Raw genomic sequence first — 20,466 nt, forward strand, 5'->3', positions numbered from 1 at the left:
GCGATCGCCGGCCTAGCTCTCGCGCTGGCGGCCCCCGAGGCCGTGGCCCAGGGCTTCGAGCGCGGCGGCGGCACCCAGGGCACGTTCGACTTCTACGTCCTAGCCCTGTCCTGGTCGCCGACCTATTGCGACGGGCCCGGCGCCCGCCGCGAGGCGGACGGGCAGTGCCGGTCGGGGCGCGGCCTCGGCTTCGTCGTCCACGGCCTCTGGCCACAATACACCCGGGGCTACCCATCGAACTGTTCCGCCGTCGAGCGTTCGCCGACGCGGCAGGCCATCGAGGTGGCGGGGCAGGTCTATCCGAGCGAGGGCCTGGCGCGGCACGAGTGGCGCACCCACGGCACCTGCTCGGGCCTCGACCCGATCTCGTACTTCCAGGCGGCCCGTGACGCCCGCGCGGCTGTGACCATTCCCGACGCGTTCAAGACGCCGGAGCGCGACACCCGGATGGCGCCGATCGAGGTCGCCCGGCAATTCGTGACGGCGAACCGGGGCCTGCGCCCCGACATGATGTCGGTCACCTGCCGGGGCGGGCAGTTGCAGGAGGTCCGGATCTGCTTTGCCAAGGACCTGCGCGGCTTCACCCCCTGCCCCGAGGTGGCGCGCCAGAATTGCCGCTCCGGCGAGGTCGCGATCGACGCCGCGCGCTAGCGTTTTCGTGATCCCGACCCGAAGCGGAATGGCCGGGACAGCGGTTGAGACGGGTTCCGAGGTCATGAACTATCGCCACGCCTTCCACGCCGGCAATTTCGCCGATGTCCTGAAGCACCTCGTGCTCTGCCGCGTGCTGGCCCATCTCTGCCTGAAACCCGGCGGCTTCCGGGCGATCGACACCCATGCGGGACTAGGCTTCTACGACCTGACCGGCGACGAGGCCGGCCGCACCGGCGAATGGACCGAGGGCTGGGGTCGGCTCGCGACGCCGTTTCCCGAAGCCGTCGAGTCACTGCTCGCCCCCTACCGGGAGGCGGTGGCCGCCACGCAGGAGCGGCACGGGGCCGAGACCTATCCGGGCTCACCCGCTCTGATCCGCGAGTTCCTGCGCCCCTCCGACCAGGGCGTGTTCGTGGAACTGCACCCGGACGATGCCGAGACCCTGCGGGTGCGCTTCAACCAGGATTCTCTTTCGAAGGTCATGCATCTCGACGGCTGGACCGCGCTCAACGCGCTGATCCCACCTCCGGAACGGCGCGGCCTGGTGCTGATCGATCCGCCCTACGAGGAACTCGGCGAAATCGACCGCCTCGGCGCGGCCCTCGCCAAGGCGGTCGCGAAGTGGCCCACCGGGACCTATCTCGGCTGGTACCCGATCAAGGACGTGGCCAAGGTCGACCGCATGATCGCCGATCTCGACCGCGGCCTCGCGCGGCCGGCCCTGCGCCTCGACCTGATGGTCTCAGCCCCCGACCCCACCCGCCTCAACGGCAACGGCCTCGTGGTGATCAACCCGCCCTGGCGGTTGGCCGAGGAGGCGATGCTGTTCCTGCCGGCGCTGGCCGAGCGCCTGGCCCGCACCGATTACGGCGCCTTCCGCTGCGAGGCCTTCGGCGCACCCGCGTGAGAGCGCAACCCTTTCGAAAAGCGTCGCGCAATCCGGGCTCTCAGACGCCGCCGGTAAAGTCTTGTTGGTATTCCAACGCTAAGACTCGCATCGGTCTTGGTCGGGATGGAACCACATGTCGCTGCACCTCGTCGACGGCGCGCCGAGCGCGCCCGGCGGCATCAAGCTCTCGGAGCTGCTCGGGGCCCTCAGCCACGCCCTCGATCTCACCGAGGGCCAGCCCATCGGGCATTGCGTGCGCGCGACCTGGATCGGCATGCATGTCGGCCGGCAGATGGGCCTGCCGGAGGCTCAACTCTGGGAACTCTACTACACGGTGATGCTCAAGGACCTCGGCTGCTCCAGCAACGCCGCCCGGATCTGCGAGCTCTATCTCTCCGACGATCTCAACTTCAAGCGCGACTTCAAGACCGTCAGCGACAGCCTGCCGAAGGTGCTCGGCTTCGTCTTCGCCCATACGGGGCTGAAGTCCGGGCTGGCCGAACGCTTCAAGGCGGTGCTCAACATCCTGCAGAACGGCGGCGAGATCGCCGACGACCTGATCCAGACCCGCTGCCAGCGGGGCGCCGAGATCGCCGCGCAGCTGCGCTTCCCGCCCGCCGTCTGCGGCGCGATCCACGCCCTCGACGAGCACTGGAACGGCAAGGGCCGTCCGGACCGCCGCGCGGGGGCGGCGATCCCGATCTATGCGCGCATCGCGCTCCTCGCCCAGGTGGCCGACGTCTTCCATGCCGGGGCCGGGCGCGAGGCGGCGCTGGCCGAGGTCCGGAGCCGCAGCGGCACCTGGTTCGATCCCCACGCCGTGGCCTGCTTCGAGCGGGCGGCCGCGATGCCGGGCTTCTGGGAGATGCTGGGTTCGGACGCGATCGCCGAGGCGGTCGCGGCCCTGGAGCCGGTTCAGCGCGTCGTGGTGGTGGACGAGGATTACCTCGACGACATCGCCCGCGCTTTTGCCAAGGTCATCGATGCCAAGAGCCCCTTCACCTCGGGCCATTCGGAGCGCGTGGCGGTCTATGCGGACCTGATCGCGGCGGAACTCGGCTTCACGCCGGAGCGGCGGCGCTGGCTGCGCCGGGCCGCGTTGCTGCACGATGTCGGCAAGCTCGGCGTCTCGAACTCGATCCTCGACAAGAACGGCAAGCTCGACGAGGCCGAGTGGCGGGACATGCGCCACCACGCCGTGCTCTCCGAAGGCATCCTCACCCGCGTCGCGGCCTTTCGCGAGATGGCCCGGATCGGCGGTGCCCATCACGAGCGCCTCGACGGCAAGGGCTATCCGCGCGGGCTCGACGCCGAGGCGATCGAGCCGGAGACCCGGATCGTCTCGGTGGCGGACGTGTTCGACGCGCTCACCGCCGACAGGCCCTACCGCAAGGCGATGCCGGTCCCGAAGGCCCTCGACATCATGCGCGGCGACCTCGGCACGGCCTTCGACCCGACCTGCTTTGCGGCGTTGGAGCAGGCCATCGCGGCCCTCGACGGCAATCTCGCGCAAGTTCCGTCTGACCAAGTTCCGTCCGACCGAGCCTCGCCCGGTCTCGCCGCCTAAGGCGCTTCAGAGGCCGACGCGGCCCTCCAGCGGGAAGACCTTCGCGGGGTTCATCAGCCAGCCGGGATCGAACACGTTCTTCACCCGCATCTGCTGCTCGAGATCGGCCTGGGCGTACTGGAAGCGCATGAGTTCGCGCTTCTCGATGCCGACGCCGTGCTCGCCCGTGAGGCAGCCGCCGACCTCGACGCAGAGCTTGAGGATCTCGTCGCCGGCCGATTCCGCCTTCTCGATCTCGCCCGGCTTGTTGATGTCGAACAGGATCAGCGGGTGGAGGTTGCCGTCTCCGGCATGGAACACGTTGGCGACGCGCAGGCCCCGCTCCGCGCAGATCGCGCCGATGCGCTCCAGCACCTTCGGCAGCTGACCCGTGGGAATGGTGCCGTCCATGCAGATGTAATCGGAGATGCGGCCCGTGGCGCCGAAGGCGGACTTGCGGCCCTTCCAGATCGCGGCGCTCTCGGCCTCGGATTTCGACACCCGCAGGCTGGTGGGGTTGAAGTCGCGGGCGATGGCCTCGATGCGGGCGAGCATGGCCTCGCACTCGGCATCCGACCCCTCGACCTCGATGATGAGCATGGCCTCGGCGTCGCGCGGGTAGCCGGCCTGGGCGAAGTCCTCGGTGATCAGGATCGCCTCGCGGTCCATGTACTCGATGGCCACCGGGATGATGCCGGCGCCGATGATCGCCGCCGTGCAGGCGCCCGCATCCTCCACCGAGCCGAAGCCGACCAGCGCCGGCCGCGCGCCTTCCGCCGCGCGCAGGATGCGCACGGTGGCCTCCGTGACGATGCCGAGCTGCCCCTCCGAACCGCAGATGAGTCCGAGCAGGTCGTAGCCGGCGGCGTCGAGGTGCTCGCCGCCGATCTCCACGACGGTGCCGTCGTTCATCACCAGGGTGACGCCGAGCAGGTTGTTGGTGGTGACGCCGTATTTCAGGCAATGCGCCCCGCCGGAATTCATCGCGATGTTGCCCGCGATGGTGCAGGCGAGCTGGCTCGACGGGTCGGGGGCGTAGAAGAAGCCCTCGTGGCTGACCGCGCCGGAGATCGCGAGGTTGGTGATGCCCGACTCGACCCGGGCGGTGCGGTTCTCGTAGTCGAGGGCCAGGATCCGGTTCATCTTGGCGACCCCCAGGATGATCGCGTCCTCCTGCGCGATGGCGCCGCCGGCCAGCGAGGTGCCGGCCCCGCGCGGCACCACCCGCACGCCGTTGGCGTGGCAGAAGGCCATCACGGCGGAGACTTCGGCGGTGGTGGAAGGCAGCACCACGGCGAGCGGCATCCGCCGATAGGCGGTGAGTCCGTCGGTCTCGAAGGCGCGGCGCTCGTCCTCCGTCGTCACCAGGGCTTCGGGTGCCACCAGGGGGGCGAGGCCCGCGATGATGGCGTCGCGGCGGGCGACGATCCCGGCGTCGGGGACGGGGAAGGCGATCGACATGGGACGTTCCTCGCGAAAGGGTCGCCTTCAGCCTGCGCTCAGGTCGCCGGGTCTAAAGCCGAGACCGGAGAGAACAGGGGGCGATTTCCCGTAAGCTTAGGCCAAATCCGAACAGACTGCATCCGCCAGATCGCCAATCCTGGCGGGTGAGGGAAACCTTCGGCGTGAAGCTTCGTTTCGTCGCAGACGCCTGAGTCAGCGTGTAGCCGTTCTCAGTTTCAATCTGTTCTAAAAGATCAAGCTCTGCCATAAGCATGGCGGCTTCTGCCGCCCAACGGAGGAAAACAACAATGCGTCACCTCATCCTCGGCGCCGCGCTCGCGCTGCTGCTGCCCCTCTCCGCCCAGGCCCAGGAGGCCGGCGATGCGGCGGCTGGCGAGAAGGCTTTCGCGCCGTGCAAGGCCTGCCACGCCTTCGGGAAGAACGGTGTCGGGCCCAACCTGACGGGCGTCGTGGGCCGCAAGGCCGGCACCCTCGAGGGCTACACCTACTCCGCCGCCCTGAAGGGCTCGGGCATCACCTGGGACGAGGCCAACCTCAAGGAGTGGCTGAAGGACCCGAAGGCCAAGGTGCCGGGCAACAAGATGGTCTATCCGGGCCTCAAGGACGACAAGAAGCTCGCCGACGTGATCGCCTACCTCGGCACGCAGAAGTAACACCGGATTCCGGCCCCGCACGGGGCCGCCGATCCACCGGACGCCGGACTGAGAGCCGTTCCCGCACCCGCGGGGGCGGCTCTTTCATGATGTTCTCAGCCCTCCGCCCCGACCCGATCATCCGCGCGCCCGGTCGCGGGGCTCCCCTCGTTCACGAGGTTCTCGTGCAGCGAGGCGCGGAGCTGGACGAGCGTGTCGAGGAGACCGCGTCGCCCGTCGGCATCGAGGCCCGTGAGGCCGCCGGCAAGGCCCGGCACGCATTCCATCCGCGCGCGCAAGGCGCGCCCTTTGGGGGTGAGGAGGATGCTCACCTGCCGCTCGTCGGCGCGGTCGCGGGCGCGGCGCACGTGCCCGGCCGCCTCCAGGCGCTTGAGCAGGGGCGTCAGGGTGCCGGAATCGAGGAACAGGCGCTGGCCGATCTCCTTGACGGTCAGGCCTTCGTCTTCCCACAGCACCAGCAGCACGAGGTATTGCGGGTAGGTCAGATCGTGCGCGGCGAGCAGCGTGCGGTAGGCGCGGCCGAAGGCATGCGCCGTGGCGTAGACGGCAAAGCAGAGCTGGCTGTCGAGACTCAGCGCGTCTGTGCCCCGCGGCTCCGCGGTCGGTTCGGTGGGCGGGCGGGTCAGCCGTCCCGACATGGCGCGGTGTCCTTCTCGATGCACGACCGGTTAGAACCGGCGACGTGTCAGCAGCTTATGCAAAACTCATATTGCGCACAATCGAGTTCTGTGCGACAAGAAATCTAGATTGTGCGCAATCGATATGGGCCGGGCGTAGGCTGGTCCATCGCGCAGGATCGCATCGTTCGACGACGAGGAGAGACCGACCATGAAGGCACTCTACACCGCCCACGCCCATGCCACCGGTGGCCGCGAGGGCTCCGCCGCGACCGACGATTCGAAGGTCGACGTCAAGCTCTCGACCCCGAAGGAACTCGGTGGCGGCGGCGGCGCCGGCACCAACCCGGAGCAGCTCTTCGCGGCCGGCTACGCCGCCTGCTTCCTCGGCGCGATCAAGTTCGTGGCCGGCAAGGACAAGATCACGGTGTCTGAGGATTCCAAGATCGAATCGAGCGTCGGCATCGGCCCGCGCGACGACGGCACCGGCTTCGGCCTCGTCGTCGCCCTCAAGGCCACCCTGCCGGGCCTCAACCGCGCCGTCGCCGAGGACCTCGTGAAGCGCGCCGACGTGGTGTGCCCGTACTCGCATGCCACGCGCGGCAACATCCAGGTCGACATCTCGGTCGCGTAACCCCCCGCCCGGCCGTGGCGGCGCTGTCCGCCACGGCCGAATCGGGACGATCAGAAATGGCGTCCCAGGACCTCCCGCACCCGCTCCACCATCTCGGCCACTGGAACCGAGAACTGGGCGGGCCGAGCAGCCTTCCACTCGGCATTGCTGGTGATGGCCGCCGCCGCCTTGGCGCCCTCGATCAGGTCCTTGATCTGGACCTCGCCGGCCTCGCGCTCGTTCGAGCCCTGGATGATGGCGCAAGGCGAACCGCGCCGGTCGGCATATTTCATCTGCGCCTTCATGCCCGAGCCGCCGAGATAGAGCTCGGCCCGGATGCCGGACTCGCGCAGGGCCGTGACCAGGCGCTGGTAATCCGCGATGTTTTCGCGATCCAGCACGAGCACCACCACGGGACCGGGCTTGGCGATGCCCTCCAGCAGCGGGCTTTTCACGAGTTGCAGCGCCGAGAACAGGCGCGAGACGCCGATGGAGAATCCGGTGGCCGGCACCGGCTCGGCCCGGAAGCGCCCGACGAGGCCGTCGTAGCGCCCGCCCCCAGAGACCGAGCCGAAGCGCACGACCTGGCCGTCCTCGTTGGTGACCGGGAAGGTCAGTTCCGCCTCGTAGACGGGCCCGGTGTAGTACTCCAAGCCACGCACCACCGAGGGGTCGATGCGGATGCGCCCGTCGTAGCCGGCGGCTTCGAACAGGGCGGCCATCTCGGCGAGTTCGCGCACGCCCTCCATGCCGATGACGCTGTCCGACAGGGACGCTTCGAAATTCGCCAGCGTCACGGCGCTGTCCGTGCCGCTGGCCTCGGGGCCGGTCCAGCCCGTGAAGCTCAAGACGCGCCGAATCGCGTCCTCCGCCAGCCCCGCGCCCTTCGTGAAATCGCCGCTCTCGTCCTTGCGGCCCGTGCCCAGCAACTCGCGCACGCCCGCGTCGCCGAGCCGGTCGAGCTTATCGATGGCGCGCAGTACGGTCAGGCGCTGGCCGGCCTTGTCGGGGCCGCTAAGCCCGATCGACTCCATCAGACCGTCGAGCACCTTCCGGTTGTTGACCTTGACCACGTAACGGCCGGCGAGCCCGAGCTTCTCGAGCGTGTCGGCCATCAGCATGCAGATCTCGGCATCCGCCGCCACCGAGCCGGCTCCGACGATGTCGGCGTCGAACTGCATGAACTGGCGGAAGCGCCCCGGGCCCGGCTTCTCGTTGCGGAAGACGTAGCCGGCGCGAAAGCTGCGGTAGGGCTTGGGGATCGCGTCGAAATGCTCGGCCACGTGCCGGGCGAGCGGCGCCGTGAGGTCGTAGCGGAGCGAGAGCCAGGATTCGTCGTCGTCCTGGAACGAGAACACGCCCTCGTTCGGCCGGTCGAGATCGGGCAGGAACTTGCCCAGCGCCTCGGTGTACTCGACGAACGGGGTCTCCAACGCCTCGAAGCCGTAGAGTTCGAAGCTCTGGCGGATCGTCTCCAGCATGCGGTGCTGGGCGGCGATCTCGTCGGCGCGCCGGTCGACGAAGCCGCGCGGCAGCCGCGGCTTCAGGGTGTCGGCCTTGTTGGATTCGGCCTTGGCCATGGAATTCGGTGTCCGTCGGGGTGTCTCGGGGGTCCGGGGGCTCTATCGCGGGCGGGAGGGGGCGGCAAGCGCGGGCGTCAGAGCTTCAGGGCGAGGAGGGCGCCGAGCCCCAGGATGGCCAGCGGGATCTGCACCGGGCGCAGGCGCGCGAAGAACAGGGGCGCCTCACCGCGCCGGGCCGCGATCGGATCGAGGATGGTCAGCGCGCCGAAGCCGAGGATGAGGAGGACCAGTGCGGCCACGACCTCATCCAGGGTCGTGAGCACCAGCGCCGCGAAGCCGAGACCGAACAGGCCGATCATGGTGGCGATCTGGGCCAGCGTCGCCCCGCCCTCGGTGCGAAAGCTCAGGCCCCGGCGAACGCCGGAGAGGAACAGCAGGATGGCGCTGCCCCACAGGAGGGTCAGGAGCAGGGCCGCGTCGCCGAGGGCCTCGCCCCGCCAGCCCCAGGCGACGGCGGCGCCCGCCAGGAAGGGCACCATCGGCCCGTAGCCGAACACGATGCTGAGCCAGGGCACCGCGCGGGGCTCGGTGACGCGGAGCGTGCGGCTGTCGGGCTGATCGTCCATCGCGGTGCGGATCCTGCGGCACGGGTCCAGCGCCAACAACGGCATGGCCTTCCTGTTCCGGGGCCAGCCCTCGCCCGCGTCGTCAGGTCCGCCGAGAATTTCGCGACGCCGGGGATTTCGGGATGCCGAGCCCTGTCGGATCAGGCCGGACCCGGTTCGGGCGCGACCCCGCCACGATCGGCGCGCTTCGCCTCGGCGCCGGTTCCACCGGCCTTGCCGCCCCGGCGCTCCGTAGTGGTGTCGAGCCAGAGGACGAGCCCGAGGGCGAGGAGCGCGGGCGCGCCGAGCGCCAGGAAGGCGCCGCCCCAGCCGAGCACCGATTGGGCGAGGCCGCCGTACCAGGCCGAGAGCGCACCGCCGATGCCCTGGATGGCGTTGAGGGAGCCGAGCGCCGTCTGCGTGCGCCCGGAACCCCAGGTCAGGTCGGCGACCACCACGGGCACGGCGACGCCGATGATGCCGGAGGCGATCCCGTCGAGGATCTCGGCGGAGACCAGCCAGAGGGGATCGTCGATGACGGCGCAGAGCGCTGCGCGCACGGGCAGCACCGCGCAGGCGGCGATCAGGAGCTGGCGCCGGCCGCGACGGTCGGCGAGCGACCCGGCAAACAGCGCCACGGGGATCATCACCAGTTGCGCCACCATGACGTAGCGCGCGGTCCAGCTCGTGGCATCGGCGGCGGTGGCCACCAGCTTCTGGCCCAGGAGCGAGAGCATGCCGCCGTTGCCGAGGTTGAACAGGGCGAGCGCCACGGCGAGCACGAGGAGTTTGCGATTGGCCACGATGCTGCGCAGGCCCGCCCGCTCCGGTGCGTCCTCGGCATCTTCCTGCCAGCCGACCGTGCGGCGCTCGTTATAGCAGTTGCCCGGGGTCGTCGCTGCGGCGAGGATCGCCAGCACCGCCATGGCACTCAGTACCCAGAAGGCGATGGCGGGCCCGAACCACGGGGTGCCGAGGCTGATGGCGCCGGCAGCGATCAGGATGCCCAGGTGATTGAAGGCCTGGTTGCGGCCCTGCTGCTTCGGGAACCGGTTCTTGCCGACGATGCCGAGGGTGAGCGCGGTGACCGCCGGCAGGAGCAGCGTGCCGCCCGCGGCCGCCATCATCTGCGCGGCGAACACGCTCACGACGCCGCGCGCCGGCAGCAGCAGCAGGGTGCCGCACAGGATGGCCGCGCAGGCGAGGGCGATCAGGAGACGGGGCCGACCCAGGCGATCCACCAGGGCGCCGAAGGGCCCGCTGAGCGCCAGTGCGCCGACGCCCACCAGGGTGGTGACGAAGCCGATGCGGGCCGGGCTCCAGGATGCGCTTTGCGCAAGCCAGGTGCCGAGGAACGGCCCGAGCCCACCCTGGATGTCGCCCTTGAAGACGTTGATCAGGGCGAGGTGATGGGCGGCGAGCATGGGATCCCGGGGCTGGCATGTCCTGCCGGCCAGGGAGGATTCATGGGACGTCCGGGCCGGGTGCCCATAACGGCCAAGCCTCGGATTCCGATCCCGGGACGCAAGCGAGGCGCCTGGACGCCGTTTGCCCGCATTCCGTGACGCATCCGAAGCGGGCGCGTCACGGGTGGCGATCTCGAGGAGACCGCGACGTCATCGCCTCAGGAGGCGAGCGGGCCGGCCTCGCCCTGTGCCTGCGATTCCATCGCCTTCTGGCGGTAGAGGCCGACGAAGTCGATCGGGTCGATGTAGAGGGGCGGGAAGCCGCCGTTGCGCACGGACTCGGCGACGATCTGGCGCGCGAAGGGGAAGAGCAGGCGCGGGCACTCGATCATCACGGCCGGGTGCAGCTGGTCCTGCGGGATGTTGCGCATGCGGAAGATGCCCGCATAGGTCAGCTCGAAGGCGAACAGCACCTCGCCGGCGATCTTGGCGTCGCCCTCCAGGGTCAGCTCGACCTCGAAGTCGATGTCGGCGATCTGCTTGGCGTTGACGTTTACCTGAATGTTGATCTGCGGACCGTTCTCCTGCGGCTGCAGGGAGCGCGGCGCGTTCGGATTCTCGAAGGAGAGATCCTTGGTGTACTGCGCGAGCGCGTTGATCGTGGGGGTTCCGTCGTCGGGCTGCGCCGTGGCGCCACCGTTGCCGTTCGGTGTCGGAGTGTCGGCCATGGCGTTTGTGTCCTCTTTCCTCGATCCTCGGGCCCGCGGGTGGGCGATGTCGTCGCCGATCGACGCTGCGGCTGACGCCGGAGCATCGCGGCGAATCGCGCTGTCGGCGACGACGCGGCCACCCGGCCGGCGCGGAAGCGCGCTATCACGCCCGTCCGGACGGAACAAGGCGAGGCGTCCGGCCGAAAGGCCGGCGCTCGGCAGCGCGCTGCAAGGACCGCCTGGAACCGATGCGCGGGATGCCCCATATGCTCTTGCGACCCCCGAGGGTTCGCGCCTTCGCGCCACGGCTCCGGCGACGGCCTGGCTCGATCCTCGCGCGTCTCTCGGCTAAAGCGCGACGGAGTCAGGCGCTCGGGCCGGTGTCGCGGCCGGGACGCCCGGCCGGGTTTCGGCGCTTCTGGGTTTCGGCGCCCTTTGGAACAGCGTATTCGTGCGACGGCCACGATCGGATCGGTGATGCAGGACTCCTTCGACTTGACGACCCTGATCTTTCTCGCGCTGGCGGTCTTCGTCATCTGGCGGCTGCGCTCCGTCCTGGGGCAGAAGACCGGCACGGAGCGCTCGCCCTTCAAGCCCCTCGACCGCAGCCGCACCGAGCCCCCGGCCGCGCGCGGCGACGGGGACAACGTCGTTCGCTTGCCCGGCGCCGACCGCGCCCAGCCCCCGGCTGATCGCGGCCAGACGGCGGTGAAGGCGGATGTGCGCGACTGGCGCGGCATCGCCGAGCCCGGCTCGGCCATCGCCCAAGGGCTCGAGGCCGTGGTGCAAGTGGAGCCTGCCTTCGATCCGCGCGCCTTCGTCGAGGGGGCCAAGAGCGCCTACGAGGCCATCGTGATCGCCTTCGCGAAGGGCGACCGCAAGACCCTGCGCAGCCTGCTCTCCCGCGAGGTCTGCGAGGGCTTCGAGCGCGAGATCGACGCCCGCGAGGCCCGGCGCGAGACCGTGGAGACCACCTTCGTCTCCCTCGACAAGGCCGAGATCGTCGCGGTGGACGTGAAGAACCGCGTCGCCCAGGTCACCGTGCGCTTCCTCTCCCACCTCATCACCGCCACCCGCAACGGCCAGGGCCAGGTGACGGATGGCAACGCCGAGACGGTGGTGGAGGTGCCCGACGTCTGGACCTTCGCCCGCACGCTCGGCACGCGCGATCCGAACTGGCAGCTCGTGGCGACGGAAGCCGGCGCCTGAGCCGCCAGCCCGCCATCGTGTGAGCCCGCCTCCCATGCGTGCGGCCAGCCTGGCCGCCCTCCTCGCCCTGAGCCTCCCCCTCCCCGGCTCGGCCGCCCCCGCGGCCGAGCCGTTTCGCGTGGGCGATGCCGTGCTGGAGCCGGTGGACACCGCGACCCTCCCGGGCTTTCCGGGGCCCGACGCCTCCGAGGCGCTCGCGGCCTTCCGCCGGACCTGCTCGGCCGCGCCGGCCGCGCCTCAGCCTTCGAGCGTCGCCGGATCGGCCGAGGGGCTTCGGGCGGCCTGCGCCCGAGCGGCGGCGACAGCCGACGAGGCGGCGGTCCGCTTCTTCACCGAGGCGTTCGACGCCTATCGCATCGTCCGGCCCGCGTCCGGCGCGGCCCCGGAGCGGCGCACCGGCTTCCTCACAGGCTATTTCGAGCCGGAGCTCGTCGGATCCGCGACCCCAGGGCCCGATTTCACCGCCGCCGTGCTCGCCCGGCCCGACGACCTCGTCGGCCTGGAACCCGGCGAGACGCGGCCCGGCCTCGACCCGGCCTTGCGCGCCGCGCGCCGGGTCGGCGATGCGTTCGAGCCCTATCCGGACCGGGCGGCGATCGAGGACGGGGCGCTTGGCGCGAGGGCGCGCCCCCTGCTCTACCTGCGCGACGCCGTCGACCTGTTCGTGCTGCAGGTGCAGGGCTCCGGCCGGGTCCGCCTCTCGGATGGGCGCTCGGTGCGCGTGCTCTATGACGGCCGCAACGGCCGGCCCTACACCTCCATCGGCAAGCTCATCGTCGCGGAGGGCCACCTTCCCCTCGACGGCCTGACTCTGGCGCGCTGGACAGGCTGGCTGCGGGCGCACCCGGACCAGGCTCGGCGCCTGATGCGCGCCAACGCCTCCTACATCTTCTTCCGGTTGGCGGAGATCGACGATCCGGCCCTCGGCCCGCCCGGGGGCGCAGGCGTGCCCCTGAGTCCCAGCCGGAACATGGCCATCGATGCCACCCTGTGGCGCTACGGACTGCCCTTCTGGCTCGAGGGCCGGATCGCCGGCGACCCCGCGCCGGGCCGCCTCGTGGTGGCGGCCGATACCGGATCGGCCATCGTCGGGCCCGCCCGGGGCGATCTCTACCTCGGCACCGGCGCGGAGGCCGGGGTGCGGGCGGGCAACCTGCGCGATGCGGTGGGCTTCATCGTGCTGCTGCCAAAGTCCGAAGGGCCGCGCACGCCATGAGGCCCCCTCGACGCCCCCGCAGCCTCTCGGGCGAGGACGCCTACCTGTGGGGCGAGATCGCCCGGCTGATCACGCCCCTGCGCGGGCGGGCGGTCGCGCGCCCCAAGGCGCCCTCCCCCGCCGCCGAGGCGCCTTCCCCGAAGGCCGCGCCGGTCGCCGCGCCGAAGGCGCCTCCGAAGCCCGCGCCCCCGAAGCCGATGCCGAAGACGCTCGCCAAGCGTGCCGCTTCGCGGCCGAGCCCACTTTCGAAAACACTTCCGGCGCCACCGGTGGCGCCCCCGTCACCGCCACCTCAGGCACCCGGTCTGGAGCGTCGCGTGCGCCTCGCCCTGCGCCGGGGCGCGCTTCAGGTCGATGCCCGGATCGACCTCCACGGGATGTATCAGGCGGAGGCGCACGGCGCGCTGATCGGATTCCTGATGCGGGCCCGGGCCGCCGGCCACACCCATGTCCTCGTGGTGACCGGCAAGGGCGGCCCGACCTACGACGATGCCTTCTCGGAGCGGGGCGTGCTCCGGCGCAGCGTGCCGCACTGGCTTCGCTCTCCGGAGCTGCGCAACGTGGTCCTCGGCTTCGAGGAGGCGGCGCGCCACCATGGCGGCGGCGGCGCGCTGTATGTGCGCCTGCGCCGGCGGTGAATCCGGGGCTGCGCGACGGCGCTTGCGAAAACCGTTGGAACGCGCTAGCGGTGGGCTCTCTCCTCGTTACGCCGTTCTGCATCCGTGAGCCTGAGGCTCCGCAAAGACGATGCGCGGAGCCGTTGTCCTCGATAACGGTCCGACTGACAGGCGCCGCAAAGGCGCCCGGCGATCAAACTCCCCGACGACCTGTTTGAAATTCCTGCTTCTTCCGACCGCCAAAACTCCGACTCTCCGCCTCGCCCTTCCCGCCGGTTCCGAATCTCCCATGACGTCACCGTACGATACCCTTCCCGTGGACGATTCGGCCGAAGGCGGAATCGTTGCCGCCGATCTCGATGCCGTGCGCGAGGTCAAGCTCCAGGACCTCAAGTCCAAGACGCCGACCGACCTGATCGCTTTCGCCGAGGAGGTCGAGGTCGAGAACGCCTCGACCATGCGCAAGCAGGAACTGATGTTCTCGATCCTCAAGCAACTGGCTACCAAGGAGGTCGAGATCATCGGCGCCGGCACCGTCGAGGTGCTGCAGGACGGGTTCGGCTTCCTGCGTTCGTCCGAGTCGAACTATCTGCCGGGTCCCGACGACATCTACATCTCGCCGACCCAGATCCGCCGCTTCGGCCTGCGCACGGGCGACACGGTGGAAGGGCCGATCCGGGGACCGAAGGACGGCGAGCGCTACTTCGCGCTGCTGAAGGTCAACACGATCAACTTCGAGAACCCGGAGAAGATCAAGCACAAGGTCCACTTCGACAACCTGACGCCGCTGTTTCCAACTCAGCGCTTCAAGCTGGAGCTCGACAATCCGCCGAAGAAGGATTTCAGCCCGCGGATCATCGACATCGTCGCCCCCATCGGCAAGGGCCAGCGCGCCCTGATCGTGGCGCCACCGCGCACCGGCAAGACCGTGCTGATGCAGAACATCGCGCAGTCGATCACCATCAATCACCCGGAATGCTACCTGATCGTTCTGCTCATCGACGAGCGCCCCGAGGAGGTCACGGACATGATCCGCTCGGTGAAGGGCGAGGTCATCGCCTCTACCTTCGACGAGCCGGCGACTCGCCACGTGCAGGTCGCCGAGATGGTGATCGAGAAGGCCAAGCGTCTGGTCGAGCATGGCCGCGATGTGGTCATCCTGCTCGACTCGATCACGCGCCTCGGCCGCGCCTACAACACCGTCGTCCCCTCCTCCGGCAAGGTGCTGACGGGTGGTGTCGACGCCAACGCCCTGCAGCGCCCCAAGCGCTTTTTCGGCGCGGCGCGCAACATCGAGGAGGGCGGTTCGCTCTCGATCATCGCCACCGCGCTCATCGACACCGGTTCGCGCATGGACGAGGTGATCTTCGAGGAGTTCAAGGGCACTGGCAACTCCGAGATCATCCTGGACCGCAAGGTCTCCGACAAGCGCATCTTTCCGGCGATCGACATCACGCGCTCGGGCACCCGCAAGGAAGAGCTCCTGGTGCCGCCGGATGCGCTCAAGAAGACCTACGTGCTGCGCCGCATCCTCAACCCGATGGGCGTCACCGACGCGATCGAGTTCCTCATGGACAAGCTGCGCCAGACCAAGAGCAACAACGACTTCTTCGACTCGATGAACACCTGATCCGCATCAGGTTCATGCCGGAATCATGGGAGGCGCCGGCGTTTGCCGGCGCCTCCCATTTCGTTTTCGCAGGTCCTTCGCTTCGATCGGAATCTTGGTTCGCAACGAGCGCATGAGGTGACATCCGACGACCAGAACACCTATTACTTGCCATTGGAAATAAACTGTTTCGTCGGCTTAAAATCGAGCTGAGCAGCGCGGTTGGCTCATCCCACGGAGCAGATCGAGTGACCAACACGACCACGATCTATGCCCCTGCCACCGGCTTTGGCCGCGCCGCCGTGAGCGTGATCCGGATCACCGGTCCGGCCTCGCGCGACGTCATCCAGCGCCTGGCTGGTAACCTCCCCCCGGTTCGCCGCCTCTCTCTGCGAACGCTCAAGGACCCGGAGGGCGACGTCCTCGATCAGGCGTTGGTGGCCTGGATGCCGGGCCCCGGCACCTTCACCGGAGAGGACATGGCGGAGCTTCACCTCCATGGAGGTCTGGCGGTCCGCGAAGCCGTGTTGCGCGCTCTCGCAGCCATTCCCGATTGCCAGCCGGCCGAGGCCGGCGCCTTCAGCCGTCGCGCCTTCCTCAGCGGTCGCCTGGACCTCACCGAGGCCGAGGGGATCGCGGACCTCATCGACGCCGAGACCGAGGCCCAGCGACGCCAGGCCTTGCGCCAACTCGACGGTGTCCTGGGGCGTCAGGTCTCGGACTGGCGCACCCGTCTCATCGACCTCCTAGCCGGAGTCGAGGCGGCGCTGGATTTCTCCGACGAGGGCGATGTCGACGACACTGCGCTCGATGCTGCCTTGTACCGAGATGCGCGGACCTTGCGCGACGAGATCGCTCGTTCGCTCGCCGATGGCCGTCGCGGCGAGCGTGTGCGGGAGGGCTACGTCGTCGTCCTGGCAGGGCCGCCCAACGCGGGAAAGTCCACTCTTCTGAACGCGCTGAGCCGGCGCGAGGCCGCCATTGTCTCGGCCTCGCCCGGCACGACCCGGGATGTCATCGAGGTTCGTTGCGATCTCGGCGGCCTGCCGGTGATCCTGATCGATACGGCGGGCCTTCGTGACACGGACGACCCGATCGAGGCCGAGGGCATCCGCCGCACCCGTGCTCGGATGGCGCAGGCGGACCTCGTCCTGATGCTGCAGGCGGCTGATGTGGAACGAGACGGGTCGGTCGATGGAAGACCGACCGACGAAGTTCCGCAGACTCCAGTCACCATCGCGGTTCGGACCAAGCAGGATATGGCGGCTCCCGGTGATCCCCGGCTGGATCACGACGGCCTCCGCGTGTCTGCACTCACGGGGGTGGGCCTCGAAGACTTGATGGGGTTCGTCGAAGCCCGGGCCGCCGAGTCTCTCGCGGGCGGCGACGCTCTGGTCACCCGCGAGCGGCACCGGCTTGGCTTGACCCGATGCCGTGAACACCTCGACCGCCTGCTTCAGGGCTCGGCCTTGCCCGAACTGGCTGCCGAGGATCTGCGCCTTGCGGTCCGTGCCCTTGGTGAGGTCGCCGGACATGTCGGCGTGGAGGAGATGCTGGATCGCTTGTTCTCGGGCTTCTGCATCGGCAAGTGAACCAGGGTCCAGTGAGCAGGGGGCCGGTGAGCAAGGGTCGGTGAGCCCATCGCATCACCTGTGTTCGGCGAAGCGCACAAGTCCCTTGTTTCACGTGGAAACCCTGATCTTTGACGCGTACGCGTTGACCGGTCCCATCACGCCCGCGTAATCACAACCATGGTTCACACATCCGATTCCTTCGACGTAATCGTCGTCGGTGGAGGTCATGCGGGCGTCGAGGCCGCGGCCGCATCGGCGCGCATTGGCGCCCGAACGGCGCTCGTCACGCATCGCGCGGCGACCATCGGTGCCATGTCCTGCAACCCGGCGATCGGCGGCCTCGGCAAGGGCCATCTCGTCCGGGAGGTCGATGCCCTCGACGGTCTCATGGGCCGCGCCGCCGATGCGGCGGGAATCCAGTTCCGCTTGCTGAATCGCCGCAAGGGGCCGGCCGTCCGAGGACCTCGGACGCAGGCGGACCGCAAGCTCTACGCCCGAGCCATCCAGGGAGCGATCGCCGAGACTGCGAACCTGCGGGTCATCGAGGGGGAGGTGGCCGACCTCGGCGTCGCGGGCGGCCGGGTCACCGGCGTCGTCCTGGGCGGCGGGACGACCCTCCCCTGCGTCGCATTGGTCCTCACCACGGGCACCTTCCTCCGCGGCCTGATCCATATCGGCGAGACACGCATCCCGGCCGGACGCGTCGGCGAAGGACCCTCCGTGGGCCTTGCCGAAACGCTCGACCGTCACGGCTTCGCCCTCGGGCGCCTGAAGACCGGCACGCCCGCCCGCCTCGATGGGCGGACCATCGACTGGTCCGCCCTCGAGATGCAATCCGCGGACGAGGATCCGGTCCCGTTCTCCACGCTGACCGAGCGCATCACCACTCCGCAGATCCAGTGTGGGATCACGCGCACGACGCAGGCCGTCCACGATCTGATTCGCGCCAACCTCCACCGCTCGCCGATGTATTCCGGCGGGATCGCCAGTCGCGGCCCGCGCTACTGCCCCTCCATCGAGGACAAGGTCGTGCGCTTCGGGGACCGGGAAGGGCACCAGATCTTCCTGGAACCGGAAGGTCTGGATGATCCGACCGTCTATCCGAACGGCATCTCGACGGCCCTGCCCGAGGACATCCAGCACCAATTGATCGCGCTGATCCCGGGGCTGGAGCGCGCCCAGATCCTGCGTTCGGGCTATGCCATCGAGTACGATTACGTCGATCCGCGCGAACTGGACACGACCCTCCAGGCCAAGCGTCTGCCCGGTCTGTTCCTGGCCGGCCAGATCAACGGCACGACCGGGTACGAGGAGGCGGCGGGGCAGGGCCTGGTGGCAGGGATCAACGCGGCGCGCCTGGCCGGCGGCTCGGACCTGACCGTGTTCGACAGGGCCGAATCCTATCTCGGTGTCATGATCGACGACTTGGTCACGCATGGCGTGAGCGAGCCCTATCGGATGTTCACGTCACGCTCCGAATACCGGCTCTCGCTGCGGGTCGACAATGCCGACGAGCGCCTGACCCCGCGCGGTGCCGCGCTCGGTTGCGTCGGCAGTCATCGCGCCGCGCATTTCGCGGCCTCGCAGGAGGCCCTGGACGCCGCGCGCTTGCGCCTCGACACCTTGAGCCTGACCCCGAACGAGGCCCACTCCGTCGGGATCGACTTGAACCAAGACGGCATTCGCCGGAATGCGTTCCAGCTCCTCTCCTACCCAGATATCGGCTGGGACCGCCTCGTCGCGGTCTGGCCCGAACTCGGCTCGGTCTCCCCACGCATCGCCGAGCGCTTGTGCACCGACGCCACCTATGCGGTTTATCTCGACCGGCAGCGCGCAGACATCGCTGCCTTCCGGCGCGACGAAGCCGTCGCGCTTCCGATTCGTCTCGATTATGCGGCGATCCCCGGCCTCTCGAACGAGATGCGGGGGAAGCTCGAGACCGTTCGCCCAGGCACGCTCGGGCAGGCAGCCCGTATCGAGGGCGTGACGCCGGCCGCCCTCACCCTGCTGGCGGCTCATGCGCGGCGGGGCGAACGTGAGGGCGCCAAGCATGGCCGCTGAACCGGACCGGGAACGCGTCCTCGCCGAGGCCGATGTTTCACGTGAAACAGCGCGGCGCCTCGACATCTACGTCGCGCAGCTCCGGCGCTGGCAGAACGTGAAGAACCTCGTCGGACCGGCCACGCTGTCCGAGGTCTGGACCCGCCACATCGCGGATGCCCTGCAGCTTCGGGCGATCGCACCCGATGCCGAGACCTGGCTCGACCTCGGCGCGGGCGCCGGATTGCCGGGGTTGGTCCTGGCCATCGCGGGTCACGAACGCCCCGGATTTCAGGTCGATCTCATCGAGAGCAACGCGCGCAAATGCGCGTTCCTGACCGAGACCGCCCGCCTCACCGAGGCGCCGGCCAAGGTCCACAATGCCCGGGTCGAACAGGCAATCGAGGCACATCGCGGAATGGCGGTCGTGTGTGCCCGGGCGCTTGCACCTCTCGGCCAGCTTCTCACCTGGGCAGAGCCCCTGTTGACAACAGGCACCATCGGCCTGTTTCCAAAGGGGCGTGATGTCCAGGCGGAATTGACCGACGCAGCCCGGCAATGGAAATTCGTTTACGATCTCGTGCCGAGTCGAACCGACTCGGAGGCGCGGATCGTTCGTGTCACGGCCCTATCTCGCGTGGATTCATGACAAGCGATCCGACCTCCGCCCCCATCGCCGGAGGCAATCCGGAGCGGCCGTTGCGCATCCTCGCGCTCGCCAACCAGAAGGGCGGCGTCGGCAAGACCACGACGGCGATCAACCTCGGCACGGCCCTGGCGGCCATCGGCGAGACCGTCCTGGTCATCGACCTCGATCCCCAAGGCAACGCCTCCACGGGGCTCGGCATCGATCGGCGCCAGCGCAAGGTCTCGACCTATCATGTCCTCGCGGGTGAAGCGTCCCTCGCGCAGGCCTGCGTGCAGACCGCCGTACCGCGCCTGATGGTGGCCCCCTCGACCATGGACCTGCTCGGGCTCGAGATGGAAATGGCGAGCGCTCCCGATCGGGCGCACCGCCTGCGCAGCGTGCTCAAGGACGTCGGGCAGGCGGGTGCCACGGAAGGCGTCACCTATATCCTGATCGATTGCCCGCCTTCGCTGAACCTCCTTACCATCAACGCGCTGGCGGCGTCCGACGCGGTGCTGGTGCCGCTGCAATGCGAGTTCTTCGCTCTCGAAGGCCTGAGCCAGTTGCTGCGCACGGTGGAACAGGTGCGCGGCGCTCTCAACCCACGCCTGACCATCCAGGGTATCGTGCTGACGATGTTCGATCCGCGCAACAACCTTTCCGCGCAGGTGGTGGCGGATGTTCGTAGCTTCATGGGCGAGAAGGTCTACGAGACTATGATCCCGCGCAACGTACGCGTGTCCGAGGCTCCCTCGCACGGCAAGCCTGTGCTGCTCTACGATCTCAAATGCGCGGGCTCGCAGGCCTACCTGCGCCTTGCCTCCGAGATCATCCAGCGGGAGGGGCGGCTGCCCGTCGCCGCCTGACGGCACCCTGCCCTCGTACGAACGATG

Annotated in this window: 19 protein-coding genes; 13 read left to right on the plus strand and 6 right to left on the minus strand. The window is 69.2% G+C overall.

What is annotated here, in order from left to right; translation table 11 throughout:
• The first annotated feature begins 24 nt into the window (after positions 1-24).
• The 3 genes from JWQ05_RS02615 (at position 25) to JWQ05_RS02625 (ending at position 3,110) form a co-directional block, all read left to right on the plus strand.
• Positions 25-651: a ribonuclease T2 gene (locus JWQ05_RS02615; protein WP_299654262.1), complete on the plus strand. Its 627-nt coding sequence runs from the start codon at positions 25-27 to the stop codon at positions 649-651.
• A 64-nt stretch (positions 652-715) separates the two neighbouring features.
• Entirely contained in the window at positions 716-1,561 is an 846-nt protein-coding gene (gene rlmJ, locus JWQ05_RS02620) for a 23S rRNA (adenine(2030)-N(6))-methyltransferase RlmJ (RefSeq protein WP_299654018.1), read from the plus strand.
• Between the two features lie 115 nt (positions 1,562-1,676).
• Positions 1,677-3,110, plus strand: coding sequence for an HD-GYP domain-containing protein (locus JWQ05_RS02625; RefSeq protein WP_299654021.1), 1,434 nt, complete (start codon positions 1,677-1,679; stop codon positions 3,108-3,110).
• A gap of 6 nt (positions 3,111-3,116) precedes the next feature.
• Here the strand turns inward: JWQ05_RS02625 and JWQ05_RS02630 are convergent, their stop codons facing one another.
• Positions 3,117-4,550 (minus strand): FAD-linked oxidase C-terminal domain-containing protein, encoded by a 1,434-nt coding sequence (locus tag JWQ05_RS02630; protein ID WP_299654024.1) that lies wholly within the window; start codon positions 4,548-4,550, stop codon positions 3,117-3,119.
• Positions 4,551-4,840: 290 nt separating this feature from the next.
• On the opposite strand from JWQ05_RS02630, the gene JWQ05_RS02635 reads away from it, so the two are divergent.
• On the plus strand, positions 4,841-5,206 hold the full coding sequence (locus JWQ05_RS02635; RefSeq protein WP_299654026.1) for a cytochrome c family protein: 366 nt from the start codon (positions 4,841-4,843) through the stop codon (positions 5,204-5,206).
• A 95-nt stretch (positions 5,207-5,301) separates the two neighbouring features.
• Here JWQ05_RS02635 and JWQ05_RS02640 read toward each other — a convergent pair whose 3' ends face one another.
• Positions 5,302-5,844: a MarR family transcriptional regulator gene (locus tag JWQ05_RS02640; RefSeq protein WP_299654028.1), complete on the minus strand. Its 543-nt coding sequence runs from the start codon at positions 5,842-5,844 to the stop codon at positions 5,302-5,304.
• Between the two features lie 190 nt (positions 5,845-6,034).
• On the opposite strand from JWQ05_RS02640, the gene JWQ05_RS02645 reads away from it, so the two are divergent.
• Positions 6,035-6,457 carry an organic hydroperoxide resistance protein gene (locus JWQ05_RS02645; protein ID WP_299654031.1) on the plus strand — a complete coding sequence of 141 codons (423 nt, stop codon included), beginning with the start codon at positions 6,035-6,037 and terminating at the stop codon, positions 6,455-6,457.
• Positions 6,458-6,507: 50 nt separating this feature from the next.
• On the opposite strand, the gene hisS is transcribed toward JWQ05_RS02645, so the two are convergent.
• The 4 genes from hisS to secB form a co-directional block, all read right to left on the minus strand.
• Positions 6,508-8,016 carry a histidine--tRNA ligase gene (gene hisS / locus JWQ05_RS02650; protein ID WP_299654034.1) on the minus strand — a complete coding sequence of 503 codons (1,509 nt, stop codon included), beginning with the start codon at positions 8,014-8,016 and terminating at the stop codon, positions 6,508-6,510.
• A gap of 77 nt (positions 8,017-8,093) precedes the next feature.
• The gene (locus tag JWQ05_RS02655) at positions 8,094-8,585 is read right to left on the minus strand and encodes a DUF3429 domain-containing protein (RefSeq protein WP_299654036.1); all 492 of its coding nucleotides are present in this window, start codon (positions 8,583-8,585) and stop codon (positions 8,094-8,096) included.
• Between the two features lie 140 nt (positions 8,586-8,725).
• Complete coding sequence (locus JWQ05_RS02660) at positions 8,726-9,988, minus strand: MFS transporter (protein ID WP_299654039.1); 1,263 nt, start codon at positions 9,986-9,988, stop codon at positions 8,726-8,728.
• A gap of 200 nt (positions 9,989-10,188) precedes the next feature.
• On the minus strand, positions 10,189-10,698 hold the full coding sequence (gene secB, locus JWQ05_RS02665; RefSeq protein WP_299654042.1) for a protein-export chaperone SecB: 510 nt from the start codon (positions 10,696-10,698) through the stop codon (positions 10,189-10,191).
• A 459-nt stretch (positions 10,699-11,157) separates the two neighbouring features.
• Here secB and JWQ05_RS02670 point away from each other — a divergent pair, with 459 nt between their 5' ends.
• From JWQ05_RS02670 to JWQ05_RS02705, 8 genes are all read left to right on the plus strand, one after another.
• On the plus strand, positions 11,158-11,889 hold the full coding sequence (locus tag JWQ05_RS02670) for a Tim44/TimA family putative adaptor protein (protein ID WP_299654045.1): 732 nt from the start codon (positions 11,158-11,160) through the stop codon (positions 11,887-11,889).
• A gap of 34 nt (positions 11,890-11,923) precedes the next feature.
• Positions 11,924-13,105 (plus strand): murein transglycosylase A, encoded by a 1,182-nt coding sequence (locus tag JWQ05_RS02675; protein WP_299654048.1) that lies wholly within the window; start codon positions 11,924-11,926, stop codon positions 13,103-13,105.
• Positions 13,102-13,743 carry a Smr/MutS family protein gene (locus JWQ05_RS02680; protein WP_299654051.1) on the plus strand — a complete coding sequence of 214 codons (642 nt, stop codon included), beginning with the start codon at positions 13,102-13,104 and terminating at the stop codon, positions 13,741-13,743. The genes JWQ05_RS02675 and JWQ05_RS02680 overlap by 4 nt, the downstream gene beginning before the upstream one ends.
• 268 nt (positions 13,744-14,011) lie before the next feature.
• Complete coding sequence (rho, locus tag JWQ05_RS02685; RefSeq protein ID WP_299654053.1) at positions 14,012-15,352, plus strand: transcription termination factor Rho; 1,341 nt, start codon at positions 14,012-14,014, stop codon at positions 15,350-15,352.
• A gap of 227 nt (positions 15,353-15,579) precedes the next feature.
• The gene (gene mnmE, locus JWQ05_RS02690) at positions 15,580-16,923 is read left to right on the plus strand and encodes a tRNA uridine-5-carboxymethylaminomethyl(34) synthesis GTPase MnmE (protein ID WP_299654056.1); all 1,344 of its coding nucleotides are present in this window, start codon (positions 15,580-15,582) and stop codon (positions 16,921-16,923) included.
• Positions 16,924-17,082: 159 nt separating this feature from the next.
• A complete protein-coding gene (mnmG, locus tag JWQ05_RS02695) occupies positions 17,083-18,966 on the plus strand; it encodes a tRNA uridine-5-carboxymethylaminomethyl(34) synthesis enzyme MnmG (RefSeq protein WP_299654059.1) in 1,884 nt (627 codons plus the stop codon).
• A complete protein-coding gene (rsmG, locus tag JWQ05_RS02700; RefSeq protein WP_299654265.1) occupies positions 18,956-19,594 on the plus strand; it encodes a 16S rRNA (guanine(527)-N(7))-methyltransferase RsmG in 639 nt (212 codons plus the stop codon). The genes mnmG and rsmG overlap by 11 nt, the downstream gene beginning before the upstream one ends.
• Complete coding sequence (locus JWQ05_RS02705; protein WP_299654062.1) at positions 19,591-20,439, plus strand: ParA family protein; 849 nt, start codon at positions 19,591-19,593, stop codon at positions 20,437-20,439. Before rsmG ends, JWQ05_RS02705 begins: the two co-directional genes overlap by 4 nt.
• Positions 20,440-20,466: the final 27 nt, after the last annotated feature.

This window comes from Methylobacterium sp., assembly GCF_028290105.1.
Lineage (GTDB): Bacteria > Pseudomonadota > Alphaproteobacteria > Rhizobiales > Beijerinckiaceae > Methylobacterium.